Consider the following 26,309-nt stretch of genomic DNA (forward strand, 5'->3'; position numbering starts at 1 on the left):
CATCCGGCCAATCCTCGTCGGCATGTTCATTCGCTGCCAGTCTTGTACGCGGCCTTCGCGACGTTGCGCTGGCCGGACAAGGCGGCGAACGTGTGCTGCTTGTCCAGCCACGCGTGATATTCCTTCTCTTCTTCCACGACGACCTTGCTGCGCATCTGTGCGTGCGCGGCACCGCAAAGCTCCGCGCAGAGGACGTCGAAGATTCCGGTCCGGGTCGGCGTGAGCCAGTAGTAGGTCACCGAGCCAGGGATCATATCCATCTTCGCCCGGAACTCGGGCACGTAGAAATCATGCAGGACGTCGATCGAGCGGAGCAGCACCTTCACCGGCTTCCCGATCGGCAGATGCAGATCCTCGTTTTGCACGACGATGTCGTCCTGCCCGTTCGGATCATTGGGATTCAACCCGAGTGGATTGTCGGAGCTGATCAGGCGCGCATCTGACGTGCCGAGCCGGCCGTCCTTTCCCGGAAGCCGATAACTCCACATCCACTGTTGTCCAACGACCTCGACGTCGGTCGCGTCGTCAGGAACGGTGACGAACTGGTGCCAGACGACGAGGCCGGGCGCCAGCATGGCGACGACGCCGATAGCGGTGCCGATGCTGAGCCACCATTCGAGCTTCTTGTTCTCGGGATTGTAGTGGGCGCGCCGTCCCTCGGTGTGGTGAAAGCGCATGACGCAATAAGCCATGAACACGATCACCGCGCAGAACACCGCTCCGGTGATCCAGAATGTCAGGTTGATCGTGTGGTCGATATAGCTCCAGTTCGAGGCAATCGGGGTCCACCACCAGGGGCTGTAGAGGTGAAACAGCACCGAGGCGACGGCAACCAGGAGCAGTAAGATCGCTACAGCCATCCCTCATTCCTCCTTGCCATCGAAGGCTGCGGAGACGAACGAAAGGGCGGAGCTCACGTCAGAGGGATGGTCTCACGTTCACCATCACCGTGGCTTTTGCCTCGCCCATTCTGCCGGTCGCGATGCTGGGACATGACAAAAACTCAACGTCACGGCCGCAACCTCATCGGAGCTGGGGGCGTCAACCATCAACATGGTACCCATCGAGCCAGACGTCAATAGAGGAGTAATGCCCGCCTTTGTCCGGCGCGTGTTGGATGCCGCGAACACTGATCGGCCCTCCCCTATCGCATGGTGCACCGCAAGACCTCGTTTGTGCACCTGCACAATTCTCCCGGCCGCATTCGCCACCTTGCTTCTGCCGCGCATCGGACTAGTTTTACTGGACCGGTTGCGACAGATGTCGTCCGGCAAGCTCCTTCTGGTTGAATCTGATTTGCCGGACTCAGTCGCGATTTTCGCGCATGAGGCGGATGTGCGTGTGTTGATGGCGCTCCGTTCCCCTGCGGCCACAAGCAAGGAGACCGGAACCATGACCACGGTGTTCGCACGACCCAAGCTGCAATTGTTTGGCGTCTCTACCGCCTTCGTCGTTCGCAAGATCAGCCTTTCCGACCTGGGCGACGCGCTGCGCCTCGGCTGGGAAGACTTCAAGGCCATCCCGACCCACGCGATCGTCCTGTGCGTGATGTATCCGGTGCTCGGACTTGTCCTGTTCAGACTTGTGCTTGGCTATTCGGTGTTGCCCCTGCTGTTTCCGCTCGCCGCCGGCTTCGCCCTGATCGGTCCTTTCGCCGGACTAGGCCTCTACGAACTGAGCCGACGACGCGAACGCGGAGAGGAGCCAGGAGCCTGGGATGCAATGCAGGTGCTGCGCGCGCCGTCGTTCGGCGCCATGTTCGAGCTTGGCGTTCTCCTGCTCGTTCTGTTCGGGGTCTGGATCGCCACCGCGGACGCGATCTACATCATGACGTTCGGCTATGCGCCGGCTGCGAGCATCCCTGATTTCGCAAAGCGCGTGTTGACGACGCCCGAAGGCTGGTCGCTCATCATCGTCGGATGCGGCGTCGGCTTCCTTTTCGCCCTGGTTGCCCTGTGCGTCAGCGTCGTCTCCTTTCCACTGATGCTCGACCGTCATGCGACAGCGATCGATGCGATCCGCACCTCGATACGGGCCGTGATGATGAATCCAATTGAGATGGCCGCGTGGGGATTGATCGTTGCGGTATTGCTGGCCGTGGGCTCACTGCCATTCTTCGTCGGTCTCTGCGTCGTTCTGCCGGTGCTTGGTCATGCGACCTGGCATCTCTACAGGAAGGTGGTCGAGCCTGACCGGAATCCTCCGCAAGAAGAGCCCCGTCCGCCGATCGGTCACCGCTACGCGGCCGATTTCCCAGCCTCCCTCTTCCCGTGGAGCCGCGAGCGCTAAGCGTTTTCGAACGAAGTGGCTACCGGTTCGCGTGAAGAAAACGCGTCAAAACAAGAACCGGCGCGAGCTTGATCGCGCACGCGGCAAGCGGACGTAATTTATTGTCGCGCCGCGCCGCGGCTTGGCCGGCTACCAACCCCGACATGCCGCGAACCATTGCGCGATGTTGGAACGACGAGGTCCGCTCTCAACTTCCGCTGCGGACTTTCGCCGGGACGACGAATGTGGATGTCGGCCGTGCCACACAATCGATGTCGTCCTGGCGCAAGCCAGGACCCATTACCCCAAACGGAATTTGTTGCGCGACGCTGGGGCCACGATCCAGCTCACAATCGAATCCGGTGGTTATGGGTCCTGGCTTTCGCCAGGACGACGACAGTATTTGCAGCGACGGCGCAATCCACACCGCCACATCCCCTCACCTCATCAGCGCCTCGACCTCCTTGCGGAACGCCTGGCGCGAGCCGTCGCGGGAGTAGAACATGTGGCCGCCGGGATAGACCGCGAGCCTGGTGCGGCTCGGACCCGCGAAGGCCGGCAACTGATCGAGGATGATCTTCGAGGCGAAGTACGGGGTGGCGAGATCGAACAGGCCGTGCCCGATCAGGAGTTTCAGATTGGGGTCGAGCGCCAGCGCCTGGCGAAGCTGCGTCACCGACTCCGCCGGACTGATGCCGTGACCGAACTCCCAGGCCTTGTTCACGCTTTCGCTGAGCAGATGATAGGAGCCGTCCGGCCGCCAGTTCAGCTTGCGCGTGGTGAGGTCGACGGCGGCGCTGGTCAACGGCGCCATCAGGGGATCGCCGGACGGATCGTTGAAACGGAAGTAGCTCGAATCCGGATAGGGATCGAAGCCTTCGACCGAGGCGTCGTAGCGGCCGGTCACCTTGCCGCTCTTGCGATCGAACTCGCGGCGGAATTCGCCGATATCGAAGCGGCCGGCGAGCCTGCGGCTCACCGCCTGATCGATCCCGGTCAGGCTCGCGACCTTGTCGGCGAGCCGCGCGGTGGCCTCGGTGTCGGCTTGCCCCTTGACGAGGTCGAGCAGGAAATCGCCGCGCGCGTAGCTCTCGACGTCGGCGAGATCCTCGCGCGTCACCGGGCCCTTCGTCTGTCGCGCGACCGCGGTCATGGTCGGCAGGCTTGCGACATATTGCAGGAGGCTGGAGCCGGTATATTCGCGGAAATCGAGCACCGGCGAGATCAGCACCAGGCCGCGGACGCCGACGCCCTGCTGCATCTGCAGATTGCGTACCACCTTGGGCCCGCGAATGCCGCCATAGCTTTCGCCGACGAGATATTTCGGCGAGGTCAGCCGGTCGTATTTCTCCAGCCAGCGGCGGATCACCAGCGCGACCGAATTGGCATCGCCGTCGACGGTGAAGAAGCGCTTGCGCGCCTCCTCCGAGGTGGTGACGAAGCGGCTGTAGCCGGTGCCGACCGGATCGATGAAGACGAGATCGGTGAAATCGAGCCAGGTGTCGGCATTGGCCTGCAGCTCGGGCGCGGCCGAGGACACCGCGCCGTCGAACGGCAGCCGCCATGGCCCGACATTGCCGAATTGCAGCCAGGCCGACGCGGAGCCCGGACCACCGTTGAACAGGAAGGTCACAGGACGGTTCGCCTTCTCGGCGCCGTCGAGCTGGTAGGACGTATAGGCGATGTCGGCGAGCGGCTCGCCCTTGTCGTCGAACACGCGGATCGAACCCGCGGTCGCGCTGAAGTTAAGGGTGCGGTTCGGCAGCGCGACCGATTGCTTGGTCGTGGAGTCCGGCGGCAGGCGATGCTGCTCGGCGGTCGAGCCGCTGGCCGCAGCGTTGGCGCCGGAGCCGGCCTCGCCGCCGCGTCCTGCCCGCCCCTTCTGGCCGCTCGGGTTCTGGCCAGCCGGGTTCTGGCCACTTGGAGCCTGCGCGCTCGGCGACGGCGATGGCTGCGGGATCTCGTCGTCGGCCCGCGCCGCGGTCGCAAGACAGGCCACCAGCAACGCCGCGGCGAGCCGTGTCGCAAGACTGTTAGCCATATCGTTCACTCCCTGCGCCCCGATTTACGCAATCCAGCGGCAAACTGCGCTAGTTTGGCGGCGCCGGCGTGGCATGCGGTCCGTTCCCGGACCATCTCGACAAGGCCGCCCGGGATGTATAGACGAGCGCGGCGTGTTCCGTGCCAAACGAGTTCGTGAGCGAATGGCCAGCTCCAAGCGGTATGACAAGATCGCCTTCGTCGCCAGCGCCAGCGCGGAAGCGCAGTCGGCGCTCGAGCAGCTGACGGAAATGTACGGCAACCATCCACCCGCCGATGCCGACGTCGTGGTCGCGCTCGGCGGCGACGGTTTGATGCTGCAGACGCTGCACGCCAACATGCGCAGCGGCAAGCCGATCTACGGCATGCATCGCGGCACCGTCGGATTCCTGATGAACGAATACTCGACGCATGATCTGCGCACCCGGCTTGCCGCCGCCCGGGAGTCGCTGATCAATCCGCTGCTGATGCGCGCGACCGACATCCACGGCGCCGTGCATCTGCATCATGCCATCAACGAGGTCGCGCTGTTCCGGCAGACCTACCAGGTCGCCAAGCTGCGCATCCTGATCGACGAGCACGAGCGGATGCCCGAGCTGATGGCCGACGGCATCCTGGTGGCGACGCCGGCCGGATCGACCGCCTACAACCTCTCCGCCCAGGGGCCGATCCTGCCGATCAACGCGGCGCTGTTGGCACTGACCCCGATCAGCGCGTTCCGGCCGCGGCGCTGGCGCGGCGCGCTGCTGCCGAATTCCGCCTTCGTGGTGATCGAGGTGATCGAGGGCGAGAAGCGCCCGGTCGCCGCGGTCGCCGACCATGACGAGGTCCGCGACGTCCGCCGGGTCGAGGTGCTGTCCGACAAGACGATCGCGATGCGGATGCTGTTCGACCCCGGCCACTCGCTGGAGGAGCGCATCCTGCGCGAGCAGTTCGGCTACTGACGGCGTCTACCCTTGCCCGGCAACCAATCATTAACCCCGGGCGGGATATGGTTAACGTCGGGTAATACCGCATTGGCCCGGTATGCCCTATCCAGGGCCGGACCATGTATCGCATCGATTTCAACAAGCTGCGATTTTTGATTTGCGACGACAATCCGCATATGCGCCGCATCCTGCGGACGCTTTTGCATTCGTTCGGCGCGCGCGAGGTGTATGAGGCCGAGGACGGCGCCACCGCGCTCGAGATGTACACGCACTACGTGCCCGACATCGTCATCACCGACTGGTCGATGCCGATCTTCGACGGGCTCGAGCTTGCGCAGATGATCCGGCAGCCAGAATCCAAGGGTAATCCCTACGCGCCGATCATCATGCTGACCGGGCATTCCGAGAAGCGCCGCGTCACGGTGGCGCGCGATGCCGGCGTCACCGAATTTTTGGCTAAGCCGATCTCGGCCAAGGGCCTCTACCAGCGCATCATGAACGTGGTCGCCAATCCGCGCCCGTTCATCAAGACCAAGACCTATTTCGGCCCCGACCGCCGCCGCAACACCACCAACACCTATATCGGCCCCGAACGCCGCGGCAGCGGCGAGGTCGAGGTGCTGCAACAGCCGTCGCTGCTCGAAAAGGCGCGCTCGGCCATCTAGGATACCGCCATGGCGAAAGACAAACCCGGGACGATCGAGGTCAAGAGTTTCGGCACGCACCACGTGATCACGCAGCCCAATCCGCTGCGCAAGATGCTGCTGCGCGTCCCCGAGAGCGATCTCGACGATCCGGTCGGCCGCGCCGAAAAGGCGCTCGCCGGGCTGTCGGGCGAGTTCAAGGAGTGGATGACGATCGAGGCCGACCGCCTCTCCGCCGCGCACGCCACCGTGCTGCGCGAGGGCTTCAACCAAAAGACGCGCGAGGAGTTGTTCCGCGCCGCGCATGACATCAAGGGCGATGCCGCGACATTCGGCTATCCGTCGGCGGCCGCGGCCGCGGAGAGCCTGTGCCGCATCATCGAGCACGCGCCGGATCTTGGCGCCGTGCCGCCGCAGCTGATCGCCCATCACATCAACGCGGTGCAGGCGATCGTGCGCAACCGCACCAAGCTCGACACCGCGGTCGTCGCCGGCGTGCTGAGCAAGCAGCTCCGCGGCATCGCCGATGAATTCCTGACCCACGCCAACCGCGACCGTCCCGAGCACCTCGAGGCGATCCTCGCGCCGAGCATCGTGCCCGGCGAATAGTGCCGCGGCCGGCGGCTCGCGTTGCCGCAGCCACTCAAGCATCCATCGATCGGCAGGAAACGCGGCCCTCAGGCCGCGATGAGATCGTCGTCGTAAGGCAGCACCGCGATCGCGTCTTCCGCGGCGAGCTCCTCGCAGAACATCCGCGCGTCCTCGCGGGCCGATTCGGTCGCAAAGCGACGCAGCAGGATCAGGAGCGGCTCGGCCGCAGAATGATCGGTCTCGCAATGCGTCAGCACGCGCTCCACCATGCGGCGATGCAGCCGCGCCGCGCCGTCGCCGCTGTCGACATAGCCGACCTCGTGGCTGGCCTCGAGCGCGACGCGGAACGCGGCGTAGGTGGTCTCCGGCAGGCCGGCGCGGCGCAGCAGCGCCTGCAGGCCGTTGCCGCCGCGGTCGTTCAACAGCGCGGAGACGCGGCCATAGGGCAGTCCGGACAGTTCAGCGAGCGCAGCCCCAAACAAATCGAGATTGCCTGACAGCAGCGCGCGCAGGATCAGCCCGGCGGTCAATTGCCCGGTGGCGCGCAGATGCGTGATCAGGTTCTGCATGTCGTCGCCGAAGGCGCGCGCGGCGATGTTCACGGTGGAGCGCTCCCTGGCCTCGCCGGCGATGCGGTCGGCGCGATCGGCACCGAGCCAATTTCGCGCGACGACGAACTGCGCCAGCGTGTCGGAGAGCTTTGCGACCAGCGCCAGCCGCGTCGCCGACGGCAGGTCTTCCAGCTGCAGCATCGATTCCCTGATGGCGGCGAGATGGCCGTGGCGTTCGACGATGCGATCCCAGGAGAACGGCGCGAGGCCGGCGTAAGGATTTTCGATCAGCTCGAGCGCGGCCGCGGCCGAGCCGACCTCGGCAATCGCGGCGGCGACGGAGGCCGGCAGATTGATGCGGCGCGCGATCGCGCACTGCATCTCGTCGGAGCCGGTGGCGACGATGTCGACGAGGTCGGCATCGATCAGGAGCGGTGAATGCTCCAGCACGGGCAGCGCGATCGCCGGCTGGTCGGCCGACAGCGCCTGCACGATCGCGGCAGGCGCGTCCGCGCTGCGCGCGAACACCTCGGCCATCGCCTGCCGCACCAGCGGCGACGGGTCGTCGAGCAGCATCAGCAGCGCGCCTTCGGCTGCGATGCTGTCGTCCTCGGTGAGATCCGAGATGAGCCAGGCCCGGGCCAACGCCCGTGTCGCCTCTGCTCGCTCACCTGCTGGAGCGGTCATAATCCAACTAATAAACTGCCGAACGATCATGGTCCTTCCGGCTTACGCAACGAAACGGCATCGGCATACGACGCCACTACAAGGAAAAATAAACCATGACACTTAATAAAGGGTTCACCATAAACGTTTGGGATTATTGACGTTTCGTTAAGACGGCAACGGCGTGCGGCTTCGCGCGCGCAGCAGGGCGCGCTAGCCGTTGCTGTAGGTGCCGCTCGGATCGCTGAACAGGTCAAGCCGGCCGGGCGCGCGGACCTTTGGCGTCGCCGACGCGGTCAGCGAGGAGGAATTGCCCCACAGCTCCTGCACCGCCGGCGAGATCGGCTCCGAGCGGTCGCCGGCCTGGTAGAGCGAGCGGAAGGTCGGCGCCGGCTGCGCCGATGCGACGGCCGGGGTCGCAGCGACGGGCGTCGCCGACCGGGAGTCCGGGAACGTCGAGAGATAGGACGCGGTATCCATGGTCAGCGCTTGTGTGGGCGCGGCGCTTGCGATCGCGTAAGGGCTCATGGTGTCGCCGCCCGCCGCGGCGAAGGCGGTGCGCGTGTCCTTAGAGTTCGCGGCCGCGGCGTAGCGCGTGGTCAACACCGAATAGACCTGGCTGACGCTGCGCGCGTTGCCCGACTTGTCGTAGAAGATCGACTGGTTGGCGGCCGCCGCCTTCGGAAACATCGCGGCCGCATTGGCGCTCGGGCTATCCTCGGCGCTCGAGATCAGTTTGCCGGCGCCGCCGACGCCCATGAAGTGGGCCATGTAAAGTTCGGCATCGGTCGGACGGCGGCCAAGCTTGCCGGTCAGCTTGAAGCTGTTGGACTGCGTCAGCACCGCCGCCATCGAGGACGCCGCGTCCGGATCGTCGCGCAGCTTCATGACCGCGGCGCGCGCGGAGGGATCGCCGACCGAATAGCTGCCGTCGGAATTCCTGCTGATGGCGTCGGCATACTGGCCATAGCCGAGCTGGCTTCCGGCCTCCTTGACGGTGCCGAGCCAGGTCTGGTCGATGAATTGATAAAGTCCATGCGCCGACGAGGTCGTGGCGCCGGCCCGCGGATTGAAATTGGATTCCATCTTCGCGGTCGTGAGCAGATATTCGAAGCTCGTGCCGGTGGTCGCGGCCGCCTGCTTGATCGAGCTCGCGACCTTCAGGCGCGAGGGATCGACACCTGCCGAAGCCGTCGCATTGAAGAGGTCGACCGCCATCTGTCCGGGTGCCTTGCCGGGTGCAGGCAATCGGCACCCATGTCCCGTCAACCTGCCGCAATTATGGTTAATGGCGCGTTAATGGCTCAGGGCTGGGCCTCGTAGTAGTGCGCGACCTGGTCGATCTCCTCGGCCGTCATCTGGCGCGCGATGTTGCGCATCTGCTGACTGATGTCGTTGCGGCGCGCCCCGGATGCAAAGGCCTCGAGCTGCGCCTTGATGTAGACCGCCGACTGGCCGCCGAGCCAGGGGCTTCCCGCCTTGTTGTCGACATCGCCGTGGCAGGAGCCGCAAGGCGCGATGTTGCGCATCGGGGCGCCCGTCACCACGACCGCCGGCGCGGGACGCGCGGTATCCAGATTGTTCGAAGGCACCCGCGGCAGATAGGCGTAATAGGCCGCGACGTCCTTCATGTCCTGATCGCTCATCGCCGCCGCGAACGGGCTCATCACCACGCTGACCCGCGCGCCGGTCTTGAAGTCGTTCAGCTCCTTGTACGTCACCGCCGCAAATTGCCCGGCGAGGTTCGGTGAATGGGCGTCGCTGACGCCCTGCGGTCCGTGGCAGATCGCGCAGCGCTGCGCCAGCGTTGCGCCCCGCCCGATCGAGACCTGATTCACCTTGGTCAGCATCTCCGACGTCATGATGACGTTCGACGTCTTGAAATCCGGCTTGATGCCGGCCTCCTGCACGGCGGCACGCGGAACGCCGGCCGCGCTGCAGATCGCATCCCAGACGCCGGCAAGCTTCAAATTGGGTTGCGCCAGCGGCAACCAGATCAGGCCTGCGATGGCCGACAAAACGGCGATGGCGACCGTGATGCCGACGCTGGCGCCGAACCACGGATTGCGCAGCGAGAACAGCGGCTGGTCGCTCATCGGCCTGCTCCGACATAGACCGCGGGCACGCTGGTCTCGTTCAGCGCCATTAGCTGCGCAATCGGGAAACCATAGTTCACCACGGTGAGACCGACCATCAATGCGAGCCACAGGCCGAATGAGTTGAGCGCGACCGGAATCCGCGCCGGCATGTGCAGCGGCACCGCGAAGCGGTACGCACCCGCCTCGCCTCGCGCGCCGAATTGCCCGCGGATCAGCACCAGCAGGAACAGCAGGCCCGACAGCAACAGGATGAATCCGCCGATTGCCGACATCGTGACCGACAAGGCCTGCGGCGAGATCGCCGGGTTGGCATAGTCATAATAGGCCATGCGGCGCGGCATGCCGAGAATACCCACATAGTGCCACGGGAAGGTGGTCACGATCATGCCGATGAACCATAGCCAGAGCTGCGTGCGCATCAGGCCAAAACTGTCCAGCGCCCGATCGGTCAGATGCGGCCACAGATCATAGGCGATGGCAAAATACATGATGACGATGGCGCCACCGAAGATCAGGTGGAAATGGCCGGTGATCCACTGCGTGTTGTGCACGGTGGCGTCGAGCTGATAGCTCATGTTGATCAGACCGCCGGCGCCTCCGAAGCCGAGCATGACCAGCGACAGCGCCGTCGCCAGCATGATCGGATTGGACCACGGCAGCGCGCCGATCCAGCCGAATGCACCGCGGCCACCGCGCAGGCGGCTGGCGATCTCCGCCGACGCGCAGATCGTGAACACCGTGAGCAACGTCGGCAGCGCGACGAGGCCGGTGAACACGGAGTGCATGAACTTGAATCCGGCGCCGACCTGCGGGTCGGCAAACAGATGATGCACGCCGATCGGCATCGCCACCACGACGAACAGGATGAACGAAATCCGCGCCATCGCATCGCTGAAGAGCCGGCCGCCGATCGCCCGCGGGAAGATCGTGTAGTAGGCGATGTAGGTCGGGATCAGCCAGAAATAAACGATGGCGTGCAGCGTCCAGGAGAAGAAGACGCGGGCCAGCCCCGCATCGATCGTCGACTTCAGCCCAAGCGCCACGGGCAGGATCTGGAACAGGATCTCAAGCGCCGCGCCGACCGCGGTCCAGCCCCAGAGCAATGAGCCCGCGACATTGGCGTACATCGCAAGCGGCACCGGCTTGCCCGGGTTCTCGCGCTTCCAGATCGCGAAATTGATCACCATCAGCGCGACCCAGATCCATGAGCCGACCACGACCATGACGACGCCGATGTAGTAGAAGGGATTGCCGACCATCGGCGGATAGAAGGTGTAGAGCACCGAGGCGAGCCCGAGCGACACCGGGATCATCGCGACAATGGCGCCGACGGCGACCAGGAAGAAGCCCACCCAGGCCCAACGCCGTCCAACCAGCTCCTTCTCGAGCGAGGCTTCGGTGATCGCGTAGCCGAAGCCCATCGCGATCAGCGTCGGGAAGACGTATCCCATCGCCGAGCCATGGGCGGTGACCGAGCGATAATAGAACTCGGGATTGAAATGCCAGGCGTTCAACGGGCTGCGCACGAACATCTGCCAGGCGCCGAGCACCAGCGCGACGCCGAACACGATGAAGGCAAGCCAGAAATGCGCCGCGATCAGCCGCTTGTTAATCAACACAGGTCAGCCTCCGCTTCGCTGCCGCCATGTCACGGAACGCAGCCTTGTCGACCACCTTGACCTTGCCCCACATGCCCTGGTGGCCGATGCCGCAGAATTCCTGGCACGGCATCACGTGATCGCCCGGCGCCTTGAAGCGCACCGGCAGGTCCGTGACGTAGCCCGGCACCAGCATCGTGTTGATGTTGGTGCCCTCGATCAGAAAACCGTGGACGACATCGGCGCTGGTGGCGCGGAAGGTGATCGGCGTCTCCGCGGGCACCACGATGCATTGCGGCGTGAAGGAATATTGCTGGCCAATCGCGCGAACGGTGACCGATCCGTCGGCCTGCATTTCGCTGCCGAGATTGCTCTCGACGAATTCGCCCGACAGATGCAGCGTCTTGGGATCGGCGGTTTCGACCCGGCCCTGCGGCATCGTCGCCTGATGGATGCCGATATAGGTCGCCATGCCGACCAGGACGCCGACAATGACGATCGACAGCGTCGCCCAGCGCCGCTCGATCCGTGCGGCAACGGCCTCGCCGAGGCTGTGGTCAGTCTCGCTCGCCATCAGGGAACGCTCCGCGGCAGGAAGACCAGCAGATAGAATGCAAACCACAATCCGACCACGACGGCCGTCGCAATGCCCGCGACCGCGATCGCGCCACCCGGACCGGCCCGTACGATGGTCTCGACATCATCGTCTTCCGAGCCCGATGCCGGCGGTTGCGGCGAAGACGAGTTGATCATGATCGCGCTCCCCTTAGCGCGCGACGAGACGAGATTGACTAGTCATCGCGCTTTAGCTCCTTTGTTTGAGCATGATCGTTTCGGAAAACCGCTTCGCACTTTTCCGGATCATGCTTTAGTTCAGCGTTGCTGCCCGCAGTTCGTTGGCCTGCCGCGCCGACACCGGCTCGCCGCGATTGCCCCAGGCCGTTCGAATGTAGGTCACGACAGCCGCGACCTCGTCATCCGACAGCTTCTGCGCGAACGGCGGCATGCCGTGGGGCATCGGATTGCCCGACGTGCCCGGCGGATACCCGCCATTGAGCACCATCCGGATCGGGTTCACTGCGGAGACCATCTGGATCGACTGATTGCCGGCCAGCGGCGGATAATCCGGCGGCATGCCCTGCCCGGTCGCGCCATGACAGCTTGCGCAGTCGCGGTCATAGATCGACTTGCCAAAGGACAGCAGCAGACTGCTCTCGGCCGACGGCAGCGACGTCGACGCCTTTTCCGGAGGACCGCCCTGCGCAAGGCCCTTCAGGTAGACCGCCATCGCGCGCGCATCATCATCATTGAGATATTGCAGGCTGTTGTAGACGACCTCGGCCATCGGCCCGTACACGGCGCCCTTGGCGGACACGCCCTTGCGCAGATAGTCGACGATCTCCTCGATCGTCCAGTCGCCGAGCCCCGTCTCCTTGTTGGAGGTCAGCGACGGCGCGTACCAGTTCTGCATCGGGATCAGGCCGCCCTCGAAGGCCTGCGACTGCTTGCTGCCGCCGAGCGCATTGATCGGGGTGTGACACATCCCGCAATGACCCAGCCCCTCGACCAGATAGTTACCCCTATTCCACTCCGCCGACTTCGTTGGATCAGGCTTGAACTCGCCTTCCCTGAAGAACAGCGTGCGCCAGCCGAGGATCAGCGAGCGATTGTTGAACGGAAATGTCAGGTCATGCGGCTTGTTGAGCTGCCTGACCGGCGGCACCGTGCGCAAATAGGCGTAGATCGCGTCGCTGTCCTCGCGCGTCACCTTGGTATAGGAGGCGAACGGCATCGCCGGATAGACCAGGCCGCCATCGGGGAAGCGGCCATTGTGCATCATCTGGTAGAACTGATCCGACGTCCACGTGCCGATCCCGGTCTGCGGGTCGGGCGTGATGTTCGACGTGTAGAGCGTGCCGAATGGCGTCTTCATCGGGAGGCCGCCGGCGAAGGTCTTGCCCTCGCGCGCGGTGTGGCAGGCGATGCAATCGCCGGCGCGTGCGAGATACTCGCCCTTGGCGAGGACGGCCGGATCGGCCGCCTTCTGCTGCGCCGATGCCGCCATGGGCGACAGTGCCAGCATCAGTCCGACAAGCAGTCCTGCTAAGGTTCGCGACATCGGCACGATCCCTTCAATGCGGTTCGCTGCCGCATTCGAGCGGCATCGGAAGGCTGCCTCGCGGCGCGAAGGATGGATCCGCCGGCGCCGGACGCGATGACAGGTAGGCCGCCACCGCCTTCACGTCGTCCTCCGTCAGCAGGCTCGCGACGATCTGCATGCAATCGGGAGCGAACGCGGTCCGCGTGCCGTAGCGCCAGCCGCCGAGCTGGCCGCTGATATAGGCGGCGCGCAGGCCAAGCAGGCCGGGAATGCCGGGCTCCATGCCGCCCAACGTCTGACCATGACAGGCCGAACAGGGCGGAATGCCGTGCTGCGCATCGCCGTTCTTCACGATCTGCTCGCCGCGCGCCAGGATCTCCTTGCTGTCAACCGGCGGGACCGGCGGCGGAAAGGCCGGCCTGAGCGAGGCGAAATATTCGGCGATCTTCTTCAGGTAATCGTCGGTCTGAAACTCCAGCAGGTAGTTCATCGGCGGATATTTCCGCCGTCCATCCCTGAATGCGATGAGCTGGTTGTAGAGATAGCCCGCCGGCTTGCCGGCCAGCCGCGGGAAATAGGCGTCGCTGGTGCCCTCGCCTTCGGCGCCGTGACACGGCGCACAGGCAAGGACGCGCGCGGCCATCGTGTCGGGTGCGCGCTCGGTTGTTTGCGATTGCGCTGCACCGATCGGCAACACAACCCAGGCAAGAAACCCAACAAGCGGTATCAGACGATGCGCCACAACTCACCCCCAGCGCGACGACGATGTGCAATTACTTGCACACGGCCGAACAGGAGGCAACGAAGTGCATCACTTCGACGCATCGCATTTGATTTAGATCAACGCACTATTTGCGATAGACCTGCGCCGGATCGAACATCCGATCGGCATCGACGAATGACAAACGAATGTCACCGCCCTCGTCCTTCACCGCGCGATAGAAGCAGGAACGCCGTCCGGTGTGGCAGGCAGCGCCGATCTGCTCGACCTTGATCCACACCGCGTCCTGATCGCAATCCATCCGGATCTCGACCACGCGCTGGGTCTGGCCCGAGCTCTCGCCCTTGCGCCACAGCGCATTGCGCGAGCGGCTGAAGTACCAGCCTTCGCCGGTCGCGATCGTCTTGCGCAGGGCTTCATCGTTCATGTGCGCGACCATCAGCACATCGCCGGTCGCGGCATCGGTCGCGACGCAGGTCACAAGACCTGCCGCGTCGAATTTGGGCTGGAAGGCCAGCCCCTCCTCGCGGTCGTGATCGTGGGTCGCTGCGGACACGGAAGACCTCGCTCAGGAAATGCGAGGTTACCGGTTCGGTCCTCGCACCAGGGACAGGAAACGCTGCTGCTCCGCCGGATTGTCGCGGAACATGCCGGTGAAGCGGCTGGTGAAGGTCGATGCACCATGCTTGGCGACGCCGCGCACCGACATGCAGGTATGCTCCGCCTCGATCAGCACTGCAACGCCGCGCGGCTTCAGCACCTCGTCGATCGCAGCCGCGACCTGCGCGGTGAGATGCTCCTGGGTCTGCAGACGGCGGGCGAAGATGTCGGTCAGCCGCGCCAGCTTAGAGAGGCCGACGACGCGCTCCACCGGCGTATAGGCGATATGCGCCTTGCCGTAGAACGGCATCATGTGATGCTCGCACTGCGAGGTGAACTCGATGTCGCGGACAAGGACGAAATCGTCGTAGCCGGCGGTCTCGCCGAAGGTGCGGTTCAGCACCTCGGCCGGGCACTGGTGGTAGCCCTGATAGAGCTCGTCATAGGCCTCGACGACCCGGCGCGGCGTGTCGAGCAGACCCTCGCGGCCGGTGTTCTCGCCGATATAGGCGAGCAGCGTCTTGACGGCGTCCTCCGCCTCTGCCCGCGACGGGCGCGGCTGATCGGCACGAACGGCCGCCGTCATGAATTCTGAGGGGTCGAGCTCGCCGGGCTTGGCGTCGGCCGGCTTGCTGGGGCGAATCGACTTGATCAAGGCGTCCATGTCTTCTCCGTTCGACCGGCCCTCGGATTTGACCTTGGTCCGGATGTGTCACCGGGCAGACGGGGCGGATGGTTCGACCGCCGGGCGCCTGAGTCCCATTATTGTAGCACCGCCGCGGCGGAGGCGGGCCGCGGTGGCTGCATGGCCGGGCTATGTTTCCGGCGTTGCCGTCCATATATAGGACGGTGCAACCCAGCCGCCAAGAGCGCCCGGCACGGCCGGAACAAGGCATCTGTCCCCATGCTGAACGACATTTACAACAAGCGGATCATCGAGTTGGCCGGCAATATTCCGCGCCTCGGACGGCTGGCCGACCCGGACGCCAGCGCCACCGCCCACTCCAAATTGTGCGGTTCGACCGTCAAGGTCGACCTCAAGATGGACGGTCCCGTGGTGACGGACTTCGCCCATGACGTGAAGGCCTGTGCGCTCGGCCAGGCCTCCTCCTCGATCATGGCGAGCCAGGTGGTGGGCTCGACCGCGGACGAGCTGCGCGAATTGCGCGAGACGGTCCGCAAGATGCTGAAGGAAAACGGGCAGCCCCCGCAGGGCGGCAAATGGGCCGATATCGCGCTGCTCGAGCCGGTGCGCGACTACAAGGCCCGCCATGCCTCGACCCTGCTGACCTTCGATGCCGTGGTCGATGCGATCGGCCAGATCGAGGCCAAGGCGAAGCAGCCGGCGTAAGATTCCATGTTAGGTCATTCCGGGGCGATGCGGAGCATCGAACCCGGAATCTCGAGGTTCCGGGTCCGCTTACGCGTCCCGGAACGACGCGACAATGTCCGTGCTTACTGCGCGGGCTGGACCGGCGCCGGCGCCGGCGCTGCGCTGCCGCCGGTCGGCACCACGGCCTCGGCGGTCTTGGTCGCCCTCGCCGCCTGTGGCGCCTCACCCTCCATCGTGTTGCTCACGAAGCGATCGTTGTTCTTCGGCCTCGCCTCGGCGACGGGAATTGCGTTGTCCTTGCTGTTGTCCTGCCGCGGCAGCACGTCGGCAACCGCATCCGTGGTGATGAGATTGGTCAGCCGCAATTCGGCCGCCGACAATTCGTGCAGGTCTTCCCACGGCGGCACGCTGAGCGAGAGCGCAAGCAGATCACCGGCACCGCCCATGTCGAAGGTGTATTTGGCAAGACGGCCGATATCGCGCTCGACGATCATCAGGTCCTGCGCGGTGTAGCTCGCGGCCTTGGCGTCGTCGGCGCGATCGCCCATCCAGATCTGATGCACGCGGACATGGGCGGCCGGCGGAACGTAGCGCGTTTTGCCCGACAGCAGCAGGAACACGCACATCGACTCGCAATAGGCATCCGGCAGAACGCTCGCGCGGCCGCCCTGCGCGACCTGATTGACGACGCTGGTGCCGACCGTGGTCAGCACGCCGAGACCGCGGAAGCGGCGGCCGAGCGCGATCGCGTCGTTGACTGAGCCGCCGCTGGAATCGAGCACGATGGTGGCGCCGTTGAGCTGGCGGCCGCGCGCGAACTCGTCGAATTCCCTCGGACTATCGGCCGTGATGATGCCGACCGCGGACACCCAGCCACGGCAATTCGGCTGGCAGGCGATCCAGCTGAACTTCATCGGCAGCTTGCGCTCTTCGAGGATCGAATTGGCCTGCGCGGAACCGCCCGCCATGGCGGCGGTGCCGGAAGCTGCGAAGCAAAGAGCAACGGCGCCGGTAAGCGCCCAACTGCGCAACGAGAGCGACTTGACGAGCCTCAATTTGGTTCCTTCCCCCAAGCCCTTGGTGATGCGAGCGGTGGCAATGGCCCCATGGCAATGCGCCACGATTCTGTCAGCGGCGCGTTATGGGAACGGTAGCGTTGCTGACCCGGACCGTCCATAGAGCCCTTGCTGCAGCGCCATCGGTGCTGTGCAATAATAACGAACTGTGGCGTAAATATCTGCAACAAAACAGTTCCTTGGCTTGGAACCCCCGCAAGACTACGTACATACTTGCGTATGCCGCCGACAGACCATTCAACGACACACCATCCACGATGCATGGACTGTGCCAGCACCATGCGCCGCTTGCCGCGCAACCTCGGCCGCGCCCTGATCTGGATCTACCGGCACACGCTGTCGCCGCTGGTCGGCTACAACTGCCGGCATCTGCCGACCTGCTCGGTCTATGGCGACGAGGCGATCGAACGCTTCGGCCTGTGGGGCGGCGGCTGGATGACGCTGGCGCGGCTGCTGCGCTGCCAGCCCTGGGGAACATCCGGGATCGATAATGTCCCGCTGACGAAGCCGCTTGGGGCGCGCTGGTACTTGCCCTGGCGCTATGGCCGCTGGCGCGGCGTCAACGACGGTTGACGCGGCGTCAACGAGAATTGATCGGTTGCTGCGGCAGGTCCAAGCGCGGCGCGCATTGCTGCCCGGCGGAACTGTGGCGATAGTTGGCGCATTGTTTCGTTGCCCCTTTGGGGAGGAAACAACAATGCGCTGGAAAATCAGCCACAACGGTCATGATCCCCGGCAGATCGACTTGCTGGCGGTGCTTGCCTTGCTCGTCGTGATCGTCGCCGCTTACGGCTACTTCACCCACAATCCCAACAAGCCGAGCACGACGGCGTTCATCGTGCCCAGCCAAAGCGTGAGGTGGTGACGCGCAGCCGAGCTCCCTGATGTTCCGCACGCGGATCGTTGCTTGGGATGCTCTCGCGAACACAAGCGTGAAAGCCAACCGTTCACTCGGCTGCGGCGGTGGCGGCTGTCCGTCGCGGCCGCGTGATGACCACGACCGCGAGGGCCGCCGCGACGAAGGCCGTGGCCACGTAGCCCGCGCTGTGCAGCCATTCGCGGGCGAACAGCAGGCCACCGATCGCGGAGCCGATGGCCTGGCCGATATACAGCACCGAGGTATTGAGCGAGACCGACGCCGAAGCGAGCGCCGGCGCCGCACCGACCAGGCGTACCTGCTGCATCGAATTGGTCGATGCAAAGCCGAGGCCCCAAACCGCGACCGAGGCGGCCATCAAGGCGTAGGCGCCGGCGCTCAGCGCCCAGCCGGCAACACCTGCGAGCAGCAGCACGGTGAACAGGACCGAGGTCTTCCAGGCGCCCCAGGAATCCACCACGCGCGCTGCGATCACGATGCCGACGAACCCGAAGATGCCGTAGAGCGCGAACACGATCCCGACGGCGTCCGCATTGGCGCCGGTCAGTTTGGCGAGCAGCGGCCCCATGAAGGTGAACACCACGAATTGGCCGGACATCTGCAGCGTCGTGATCGACAGCAGCAGAATGACCATCGGATTGCGGCCGAGATCGACCCAGGTTCTGAGGTCAACCGGCGCGCCGTGCAATCCGCCGGGCAGCCGCCACCACAGCAGCAGGGAGCTCACAAGCCCTGTCAGCGCGATCGCGCCATAGGTCACGCGAAAGCCGTAGCGGCTTGCGATGAAGGTGATTAGCGGCAGCCCGATCGCGGCGGCAAGCGACCAGCCGAGGAAGATGTAGGCAATCGTGCTGCCGCGCTTCTCCACCGGCACGATCAGTGCCGCGGTACCCGCCGCCTGCGGCGTGTAGAGCACGCCGACCGCGAGCATCACCAGCCGAATGATCAGGAGGCTGTCGTAGTTCGGCGCGAAAGCGGAGGCTGCATTGGTCAGCGTCAGCACCAGCAGCGTCGCCGTCAGCAGCGCCCGCCGCTCGATCCGGCTGGTCAACCACGCCGTCACCGGCGAGCCCACGCACAGCACGATCGCGCCGAAGGTAATCAGGAGACCCGCGGTGTGGATCGTGACGCCGAGTCCGTCGGACAGTTCCGACAGCATGCCGGCCGGCGCCAGCACCGAGCAGCCGGTGACGATATTGCCGAGCATCAATGCGGTGGGAGCGAAGCGTTTCACGCCGCGTTGTTAGCAGACTCCAAAATCAATGCAACTGCATCTAAATGCATGACACCTGATCGAACGCGCCTGTTGGGCTCATGGCGACGGCGATGCCGCCGGCACGGCGCTGACACTCGGCGACACCGCGGCCGGCAACGGGCTCGCAGGCTTCGGGCCGGCGGTCGCCGCCGGGCATGATGCCAGAAGCTGCGTCCAACCCCGCTCCAGCCCGGTGGTGTCGATATCGAATGTCGTCAAGCCGGACTTGCCGTCAGGCTTGGTATCAGACTTGCCGTCGGTTGCCGGCGCGCTTTCGCCGATCTGCAGATGCGGGGCTGCGAGCATCGCCTTGACGGTGTCCGAGGTCACCGCCTCGCTCCAGACCTCATATTTGCCGAACCGCGCCGACCGGCCGAATGCGACGGTCCTGGTCGCGCCGGCCATCATCGCCACCGTGCTCTTGCCGGCTGCCCCCTCCTCGAACTCGCGCACGAACATCAGCCGCCCGCGATCCTTGCTCTCGCAGAACAGCCGCCACTCCATCATGCGGAACGAGCTGCCGTCGGCTCTTTTCTGCTGCACGATCTTGCGAACATAGGGCCGTGTCTCCTTCTCGACCGCCCACAGGGTTTCCGGCAGCGGCCGCGGATCGATGCCGAATCGATAGAGCTCCGGCCGCGTCAGCACGTGCAGGTCCTCGAACTTCACCGACTTGATGAGGTCGCTGAGCTCGTGGCTGATGCCCATCGCCGCGAGGAATACATTGCGGTCGCGGTCGGCGTTCACCATCTCGCGCCGCCTGAAGTCGGCGACGACTTGCGCGGGCGGATGCCCGTGGACGACGAACATCAGCTTGGAATTATGCACCGCGAGCACCGAGTCGGGCGCCACTTCGCGGCTGGTCGCGCCCAGGAACAGATAGGCGCAGGCCGAGACGCACATCGCGTTGCGCGTGGTGAGCTCGGCCTCGACCTCCCCCTTCGCAGCCTTGATCTTCAGGCAGGCGGCGTCGACCTGCGTGCCTGAGGAACAGGCCGGCACGATGGTACGGCCGACCCGGGCGATTGCCTTGTGCGCGCGCAGGAACCGCGCGATCCCATAGGACTGCTCGACGTTGCCGCCCGGCGAATGGAGGTAGATCGGAAGCTGCCGATCCTTGATCGGAAAGAGGAAGGTGCGAATCCGCTGCGCGGCTTCCCGATCGATCTCGCCTTCGATCGCAATCCAGCGATCGCAGCCGGCGCCGCAGGCATTCGCTGGCCCATGGGCGAGATAGATGGTCAGCTTTTTCGCAAATCCGGCCTTCTGGACCGGTGTTTCTTCCGCCCGCAACACGCCCGGGATCAGAAGCAACGCCAGGAAAAACAGGAGACGGGAAAACATGAACCTTGCGGATCGCGCGATGGCTGAAAAATGACGCCGGACGTTAGACGATGATCGGCTGCGTCGCAACGCGTCCGGTGCAGGCAAGCCTCCCTCGATTCGGTGCGGCCGGAGGCCCATTTTCTTGATATTGCCGGATTGCAGGCGTCAAATCCCCTGCTATACCGCTGCTTTCCGCTTACCTGCGCTCGTTCGCAGGAGTGAGCTACAGGAGACACCATGGCCGATACGCCGCCCAAATCCGAATCCGGATTCCAGTACAGCCTCTCTAACCTCAAACCCGCAGAACCCGTGAACAAGATCGTCCTCACCTTCCCTGACGGAGCGAGGCGCGATTTCCCGAAAGGGACCACCGGTCTCGACATCGCCAAAGGCATTTCGCCCTCGCTCGCCAAGCGCACCGTCGCGATGGCGCTCGACGGCACGCTTGCCGACCTCAATGATCCGATCGAGGCCGACGCCAAGATCGAGCTGATCGGCCGCGAAGATCCGCGCGCGCTGGAACTGATCCGGCACGATGCCGCGCATGTGCTGGCGGAGGCCGTGCAGTCGCTGTGGCCGGGCACCCAGGTCACGATCGGCCCGGTGATCGAGAACGGCTTCTACTACGACTTCTTCCGCAACGAGCCGTTCACCCCGGAAGATTTTGCTGCGATCGAGAAGCGGATGCGCGAGATCGTCGCGCGCGACAAGCCGTTCACCAAGGAAGTCTGGGATCGCGAGAAGACCAAGCAGGTGTTCCGCGACAAGGGCGAGGCCTTCAAGGTCGAGCTGGTCGACGCCATTCCCGGCAACGAGCCGATCAAGATCTACTTCCAGGGCGACTGGTTCGATCTCTGCCGCGGCCCGCACATGACCTCGACCGGCAAGATCGGCAACGCCTTCAAGCTGATGAAGGTGGCGGGCGCGTATTGGCGCGGCGATTCCAACAATCCGATGCTGACCCGCATCTACGGCACGGCATTCGCCAAGCAGGAAGACCTCGACGCCTACCTCAAGCAGATCGAGGAAGCCGAGAAGCGCGACCACCGCAAGCTCGGCCGCGAGCTCGACCTGTTCCACTTCCAGGAGGAAGGCCCCGGCGTGGTGTTCTGGCACCCCAAGGGCTGGACCATCTTCCAGCAGCTGATCGCCTATATGCGGCGCCGGCTGCTCGGCGACTACAACGAGGTCAACGCCCCGCAGATCCTCGACAAGGCGCTGTGGGAGACCTCGGGCCATTGGGACTGGTACCGCGAGAACATGTTCGCGGCGCAGTCCGCCGGCGACGAGGCCGAGGACAAGCGCTGGTTCGCGCTGAAGCCGATGAATTGCCCGGGCCATGTGCAGATCTTCAAACACGGGCTGAAGAGCTACCGCGACCTGCCGTTGCGGCTCGCCGAGTTCGGCGTCGTGCATCGGTACGAGCCGTCGGGCGCGATGCACGGCTTGATGCGGGTGCGCGGCTTCACCCAGGACGACGCCCATGTGTTCTGCACCGAGCAGCAGCTCGCCGACGAATGCCTCAAGATCAACGACCTGATCCTGTCGACCTACGCCGATTTCGGCTTCGACGGCGAGCTCACCGTCAAGCTCTCGACGCGGCCGGAGAAGCGGGTCGGCACCGACGAGATGTGGGATCACGCCGAGCGCGTGATGGCGACGGTGCTGTCGGAGATCAAGGCCAAGGGCAGCAACCGCATCCGGACCGAGATCAATCCGGGCGAAGGCGCGTTCTACGGACCGAAGTTCGAGTATGTGCTGCGCGACGCCATCGGCCGCGACTGGCAGTGCGGCACGACCCAGGTCGACTTCAACCTGCCGGAGCGGTTCGGCGCATTCTACATCGATCATGACGGCTCGAAGAAGGCACCCGTCATGGTGCACCGCGCGATCTGCGGTTCGATGGAGCGCTTCATCGGCATCCTGATCGAGCACTATGCCGGCAACTTCCCGCTCTGGCTGGCGCCGACCCAGCTCGTGGTCACGACCATCACCTCCGAAGGCGACGAGTACGCCAAGGTGGTGGCGGCCGCTGCGCGCCGCGCCGGGCTCCGGGTCGAGATCGACCTGCGCAACGAGAAGATCAACTACAAGGTCCGCGAGCACTCGCTGGCCAAGATCCCGGCCCTGCTCGTCGTCGGCAAGAAGGAAGCCGAGACCCACTCGGTCTCGGTCCGCCGCCTCGGCAGCGAGCGGCAGACCGTGATGCCGACCGATGAGGCGATCGCCGCGCTGGTGGATGAGGCGACGCCGCCCGACGTGAAGCGGGCGCGAACCGTCGCCTGATCTTCACAATCGGTCTAAACTGGCTTTCGTTGGCCTGGTCGTGCCCCCATCTTGAGGGCACGACTCCCCTTGAAGGACATTTCCGTGCCCGATGCCATTGAACTCCTGAAGACGCGCCGCTCGATGAAACCGCGCGAGATGACCGGCCCGGGCCCGTCCGCGGCCGAGCTCGAGACCATTTTGACGATCGGCGCGCGCGTGCCCGACCACGGCAAGCTCGCGCCCTGGCGCTTCATCGTGTTCGAGGGCGATGCCCGCGCGCGGGCCGGCGACGTGATCGCAAAGGTCTTCGCCCGGAAGAATCCCGGGGCGCCGGCCTCCGACATCGAGGTCGAGAAGAAGCGCCTGACCGACGCGCCGCTGGTGATCGGCGTGGTCTCCTTCACCAAGCCGCACCCGAAGGTGCCGCCGTGGGAGCAGGAATTGTCGGCGGGCGCCAGCGCGATGAACATCGTCACCGCGGCGACCGCGCTCGGCTACGGCGCCTGCTGGCTGACCGGCTGGTTCGTCTTCGACCGCGACGTGCTCGACGGCCTCGGCCTCAAGCCGGACGAGAAGCTCGTCGGGTTCATTCACATCGGCACCCCGACCAGGCCGAGCGAGGACCGCCCGCGCCCGGCCCTGTCGGATATCGTGACGCGGTTCTAGGGTTATAGCCTTGTAGCCCGCATGAGCGGAGCGATATGCGGGACACTCGTCCCGGGTGTCGCTTCGCTCACCCGGGCTACAAAAGCCCTCGCCATTGCCGGGCATGACGACTACGCCGCCTTCGACGCACGCTCCGCAAAACCGCTCAGCAGCGCCGCGATCTCGCCGGCCGGCCGCGCCGCGCTGAACAGAAATCCCTGCACCTCATTGCAACCTTCGGCGCGCAGCCAGTCGAGCTGGTCTGTCGTCTCGACCCCTTCCGCCGTCGTGGTGATCCTGAGGCTGCGGCCGAGCCCCGAGATCGCGCGCACGATCGCGAGGCAATCGGAGCGCCGCGCCAGATCCTTCACGAAGGAGCGGTCGATCTTGATCTTGTCGAACGGGAAGCTGCGCAGATAGCTCAGCGAGGAATAGCCGGTGCCGAAATCGTCCATCGAGATGCTGACGCCCAGTTCGCGCAGCTGATGCAGGATCGCGAGGTTGGCCTCGGTCTCCGCCAGAAATACCGACTCGGTGATCTCGAGCTCGAGCCGCCGCGCCGGCAGGCCGGAATGCGCCAGCGCCGAGATCACGGCCTGGACCAGATTGCGGCTGCGGAACTGCACCGGCGACAGATTGACGGCCACCTTCACGTCGGCGGGCCACTTGATCGCCTCGGAGCAGGCTTCGCGCAGCACCCATTCGCCGAGCGCGACGATCAGGCCGATGTCTTCGGCGACCGGGATGAACTCCGCGGGCGAGACCATGCCTTTTTGCGGGTGCCGCCAGCGCAGCAGCGACTCGAAGCCAGAGATGCGGTCGGCCGCGATATCGACCAGCGGCTGGTAGTACAGCTCGAACTCGCCGTTGCTGAACGCCGCGCGCAGATCGCGCTCCATGTCGCGGCGCTTCTGCGCCTGCTGATCCATCTCCGGTTCGAAGAAGTGATGCACGCCGCCGCCCTCCGACTTGGCGCGGTACAGCGCCATGTCGGCATTGCGCATCAACTCTTCCGACGTCGTGCCGTCGCCCGGTGACAGCGCGATGCCGACGCTGGCGCCGACCACGACCTCGAGCCCGTCGATGTTGTAGGGCGCGCTCAGCGCATCGATCAGCCGTTCGGCGAAAGCGCTCGCCTCGTTCGGCGAAACGTCGGCCGCAAGCACGATCGCGAACTCGTCGCCGCCGAGGCGGGCCGCCACGTTGTCGTCGCGGACCACCTCGCGCAGCCGCTCCGCCACCAGCTTCAGCAGCCGGTCGCCCATCGGATGCCCGAAGGAGTCGTTGACGTTCTTGAACAGGTCGAGGTCGATGCACATCACCGCGACGCGCTTGTTGCCGCTCCGGCCGCGCTCCAGCGCCTCGCGCAGGCGCTCCTGGTAGAAATCGCGGTTCGGCAGATTGGTGAGCCCGTCATGGTGCGCCATATGCGCGATCCGCGCTTCGGCGGCGCGGCGCTCGGTGATGTCGACCACCGCGACCAGATAGCCGTCGCGGCCCTCGAACGCCACCTTGCGCCCGAAGGTCAGCACATGGATCTCGCTGCCGTCGGCTCTGATGTGCCGCCAGTCGCGGCTCGATTGATAAACGTCGCCGATCTCGCGCAAGGCGGCGCTGTGCACGCTCCACTCGTCCACCGGCCAGATCTGGCGCAGCGTCATGCCGAGAAACTTTTCCCGGCTGTATCCATAGTGCTGAACGGCGGCGTCGTTGACGCTGAGGAATTCCATCGTGCCGGCGGCGAACACCCACATCGGCATCGGGTTGTTCTCGAACAGCAGGCGGAACGACAGCTCGCGCTGCTTCAGCGCGGTAACGTCGGAGACGGTCAGCGACAGCATGTCGCCGAACGCCGTGACGCCGAGCCGCAGGCAGCGATCGCCGCTGTCGATCTCGAACTGCCCGCCCGGGCCGCCGCCGACGAATCCACGCAGACGGTTCATCACCGCCGGCGCCGCAAGCGGATTGCCGCCGGCGCTGAGCCGGCGCCACAGCAATTCGGTCGCAGGCTGCATCAGCAGCCTTGCGGCGCCCTGGTTGAGATGCACGATCTGGAAGTCGGCCGGCTCGCCGCGCGCATCGCGGATCGCTGCGAGCGACAGCACGCCCTCGTCGGCGGCCGAGAAAATCGTATCGAGCAGATTGTACTGCGCATTGCGCTCGTTGACGTAGACGCCGACCAGGATACCGCCCCAGCGCGACCGCGTCGGCAGCGCCAGCACGTCGAAGGTCCGCACCAACCCGTCGCGGACGCAATGCGCTGACGCCAGATAGGGCCGGCAGTTCTCGCGGGCGTTTGCGGCCGCTTCGGTCAGCGCGGTGGCGCAGTCCGGCGGCAGCGCGCTGAGCGGAATGTCCCAGCGCTCGTCGTTCAGCCATGTCTGGACATAGCGGCCGGCGTGCGAGACGCTGAGGATGCCATCGACGCTCCGCAGCAGCACGATATGATCCGCGAGCCGGCCGAGACTGCCGAGCATCACGTCTTCATAGTGCGGCAGTTTTTCGCCGGGACGGACCGCGGCCTGCCACTTGCGCTGCAGAACCGGTACGTCGGCGAACATCTCGGAATTGAATTTGGCCGATGTCTTTGCTGATTTCTTGTTGGCCATGACCACGGCACGCCCCACGCAAACACTAGTCCCCACGGCATCCAAGTCATGCCGCGGCTTAACGCCATGTAAAAATAGGCAGGCCCGGTATCGCCGCGAGCGATTATGACGG

General features: G+C 65.0%; 25 protein-coding genes. 9 read left to right on the top strand and 16 right to left on the bottom strand.

What is annotated here, in order from left to right; all coding sequences use genetic code 11:
* Positions 1–26: 26 nt before the first annotated feature.
* Positions 27–860 carry a cytochrome c oxidase subunit II gene (locus ACVWYP_RS30835; protein ID WP_304495941.1) on the bottom strand — a complete coding sequence of 278 codons (834 nt, stop codon included), beginning with the start codon at positions 858–860 and terminating at the stop codon, positions 27–29.
* 532 nt (positions 861–1,392) lie between these two features.
* Here ACVWYP_RS30835 and ACVWYP_RS30840 point away from each other — a divergent pair.
* Positions 1,393–2,289, top strand: coding sequence for a DUF2189 domain-containing protein (locus ACVWYP_RS30840; protein ID WP_028342674.1), 897 nt, complete (start codon positions 1,393–1,395; stop codon positions 2,287–2,289).
* A 418-nt stretch (positions 2,290–2,707) separates the two neighbouring features.
* Here ACVWYP_RS30840 and ACVWYP_RS30845 read toward each other — a convergent pair whose 3' ends face one another.
* Entirely contained in the window at positions 2,708–4,309 is a 1,602-nt protein-coding gene (locus tag ACVWYP_RS30845) for a S10 family peptidase (protein ID WP_304495942.1), read from the bottom strand.
* A 163-nt stretch (positions 4,310–4,472) separates the two neighbouring features.
* On the opposite strand from ACVWYP_RS30845, the gene ACVWYP_RS30850 reads away from it, so the two are divergent.
* The 3 genes from ACVWYP_RS30850 to ACVWYP_RS30860 all read left to right on the top strand — a co-directional run bounded on the left by ACVWYP_RS30850 (position 4,473) and on the right by ACVWYP_RS30860 (position 6,490).
* Positions 4,473–5,252 (top strand): NAD kinase, encoded by a 780-nt coding sequence (locus tag ACVWYP_RS30850; RefSeq protein WP_016843906.1) that lies wholly within the window; start codon positions 4,473–4,475, stop codon positions 5,250–5,252.
* A gap of 104 nt (positions 5,253–5,356) precedes the next feature.
* Complete coding sequence (locus tag ACVWYP_RS30855) at positions 5,357–5,902, top strand: response regulator (RefSeq protein WP_028336173.1); 546 nt, start codon at positions 5,357–5,359, stop codon at positions 5,900–5,902.
* A gap of 9 nt (positions 5,903–5,911) precedes the next feature.
* Complete coding sequence (locus tag ACVWYP_RS30860; RefSeq protein WP_038383237.1) at positions 5,912–6,490, top strand: Hpt domain-containing protein; 579 nt, start codon at positions 5,912–5,914, stop codon at positions 6,488–6,490.
* A gap of 68 nt (positions 6,491–6,558) precedes the next feature.
* Here ACVWYP_RS30860 and ACVWYP_RS30865 read toward each other — a convergent pair whose 3' ends face one another.
* The 10 genes from ACVWYP_RS30865 to folE all read right to left on the bottom strand — a co-directional run bounded on the left by ACVWYP_RS30865 (position 6,559) and on the right by folE (position 15,472).
* On the bottom strand, positions 6,559–7,740 hold the full coding sequence (locus ACVWYP_RS30865; protein ID WP_304495943.1) for a DUF2336 domain-containing protein: 1,182 nt from the start codon (positions 7,738–7,740) through the stop codon (positions 6,559–6,561).
* A 162-nt stretch (positions 7,741–7,902) separates the two neighbouring features.
* Positions 7,903–8,907 (bottom strand): transglycosylase SLT domain-containing protein, encoded by a 1,005-nt coding sequence (locus ACVWYP_RS30870; RefSeq protein ID WP_304495944.1) that lies wholly within the window; start codon positions 8,905–8,907, stop codon positions 7,903–7,905.
* A gap of 86 nt (positions 8,908–8,993) precedes the next feature.
* Positions 8,994–9,785, bottom strand: a complete 792-nt coding sequence (locus ACVWYP_RS30875) for a c-type cytochrome (protein WP_304495945.1) — start codon at positions 9,783–9,785, stop codon at positions 8,994–8,996.
* On the bottom strand, positions 9,782–11,407 hold the full coding sequence (locus tag ACVWYP_RS30880; RefSeq protein WP_304495946.1) for a b(o/a)3-type cytochrome-c oxidase subunit 1: 1,626 nt from the start codon (positions 11,405–11,407) through the stop codon (positions 9,782–9,784). The genes ACVWYP_RS30875 and ACVWYP_RS30880 overlap by 4 nt, the downstream gene beginning before the upstream one ends.
* Positions 11,397–11,960 (bottom strand): cupredoxin domain-containing protein, encoded by a 564-nt coding sequence (locus tag ACVWYP_RS30885; protein ID WP_225644891.1) that lies wholly within the window; start codon positions 11,958–11,960, stop codon positions 11,397–11,399. Before ACVWYP_RS30885 ends, ACVWYP_RS30880 begins: the two co-directional genes overlap by 11 nt.
* Positions 11,960–12,139 carry a hypothetical protein gene (locus ACVWYP_RS30890; protein ID WP_069275718.1) on the bottom strand — a complete coding sequence of 60 codons (180 nt, stop codon included), beginning with the start codon at positions 12,137–12,139 and terminating at the stop codon, positions 11,960–11,962. The genes ACVWYP_RS30885 and ACVWYP_RS30890 overlap by 1 nt, the downstream gene beginning before the upstream one ends.
* 115 nt (positions 12,140–12,254) lie before the next feature.
* Entirely contained in the window at positions 12,255–13,505 is a 1,251-nt protein-coding gene (locus ACVWYP_RS30895) for a c-type cytochrome (RefSeq protein WP_439711100.1), read from the bottom strand.
* Positions 13,506–13,518: 13 nt separating this feature from the next.
* Entirely contained in the window at positions 13,519–14,130 is a 612-nt protein-coding gene (locus ACVWYP_RS30900) for a c-type cytochrome (RefSeq protein ID WP_369525528.1), read from the bottom strand.
* A gap of 205 nt (positions 14,131–14,335) precedes the next feature.
* Positions 14,336–14,764, bottom strand: coding sequence for a phosphoribosyl-AMP cyclohydrolase (gene hisI / locus ACVWYP_RS30905; RefSeq protein ID WP_028342684.1), 429 nt, complete (start codon positions 14,762–14,764; stop codon positions 14,336–14,338).
* Between the two features lie 27 nt (positions 14,765–14,791).
* A complete protein-coding gene (gene folE, locus ACVWYP_RS30910; protein WP_028336162.1) occupies positions 14,792–15,472 on the bottom strand; it encodes a GTP cyclohydrolase I FolE in 681 nt (226 codons plus the stop codon).
* 240 nt (positions 15,473–15,712) lie between these two features.
* Between folE and ACVWYP_RS30915 the strand changes: the two genes are divergently transcribed.
* Entirely contained in the window at positions 15,713–16,159 is a 447-nt protein-coding gene (locus ACVWYP_RS30915) for an iron-sulfur cluster assembly scaffold protein (protein WP_028342685.1), read from the top strand.
* A 104-nt stretch (positions 16,160–16,263) separates the two neighbouring features.
* Here ACVWYP_RS30915 and ACVWYP_RS30920 read toward each other — a convergent pair whose 3' ends face one another.
* Positions 16,264–17,109: a COG3904 family protein gene (locus ACVWYP_RS30920; RefSeq protein WP_304495948.1), complete on the bottom strand. Its 846-nt coding sequence runs from the start codon at positions 17,107–17,109 to the stop codon at positions 16,264–16,266.
* A gap of 369 nt (positions 17,110–17,478) precedes the next feature.
* Between ACVWYP_RS30920 and yidD the strand changes: the two genes are divergently transcribed.
* Both yidD and ACVWYP_RS30930 read left to right on the top strand, forming a co-directional pair.
* Positions 17,479–17,790, top strand: coding sequence for a membrane protein insertion efficiency factor YidD (gene yidD / locus ACVWYP_RS30925; protein ID WP_304495949.1), 312 nt, complete (start codon positions 17,479–17,481; stop codon positions 17,788–17,790).
* 124 nt (positions 17,791–17,914) lie between these two features.
* A complete protein-coding gene (locus ACVWYP_RS30930) occupies positions 17,915–18,082 on the top strand; it encodes a hypothetical protein (protein WP_016843922.1) in 168 nt (55 codons plus the stop codon).
* Positions 18,083–18,164: 82 nt separating this feature from the next.
* On the opposite strand, the gene ACVWYP_RS30935 is transcribed toward ACVWYP_RS30930, so the two are convergent.
* Positions 18,165–19,301 carry an MFS transporter gene (locus tag ACVWYP_RS30935; RefSeq protein ID WP_304500330.1) on the bottom strand — a complete coding sequence of 379 codons (1,137 nt, stop codon included), beginning with the start codon at positions 19,299–19,301 and terminating at the stop codon, positions 18,165–18,167.
* Positions 19,302–19,406: 105 nt separating this feature from the next.
* The gene (locus ACVWYP_RS30940) at positions 19,407–20,693 is read right to left on the bottom strand and encodes a hypothetical protein (protein ID WP_304495950.1); all 1,287 of its coding nucleotides are present in this window, start codon (positions 20,691–20,693) and stop codon (positions 19,407–19,409) included.
* A 219-nt stretch (positions 20,694–20,912) separates the two neighbouring features.
* Here ACVWYP_RS30940 and thrS point away from each other — a divergent pair, with 219 nt between their 5' ends.
* Positions 20,913–22,961 carry a threonine--tRNA ligase gene (gene thrS / locus ACVWYP_RS30945; RefSeq protein ID WP_304495951.1) on the top strand — a complete coding sequence of 683 codons (2,049 nt, stop codon included), beginning with the start codon at positions 20,913–20,915 and terminating at the stop codon, positions 22,959–22,961.
* A gap of 84 nt (positions 22,962–23,045) precedes the next feature.
* The gene (locus tag ACVWYP_RS30950; RefSeq protein WP_304495952.1) at positions 23,046–23,609 is read left to right on the top strand and encodes a nitroreductase family protein; all 564 of its coding nucleotides are present in this window, start codon (positions 23,046–23,048) and stop codon (positions 23,607–23,609) included.
* Between the two features lie 110 nt (positions 23,610–23,719).
* On the opposite strand, the gene ACVWYP_RS30955 is transcribed toward ACVWYP_RS30950, so the two are convergent.
* Positions 23,720–26,197: a putative bifunctional diguanylate cyclase/phosphodiesterase gene (locus tag ACVWYP_RS30955; RefSeq protein ID WP_304495953.1), complete on the bottom strand. Its 2,478-nt coding sequence runs from the start codon at positions 26,195–26,197 to the stop codon at positions 23,720–23,722.
* Between the last annotated feature and the right edge of the window lie 112 nt (positions 26,198–26,309).

This window comes from Bradyrhizobium sp. USDA 3262, assembly GCF_054060035.1.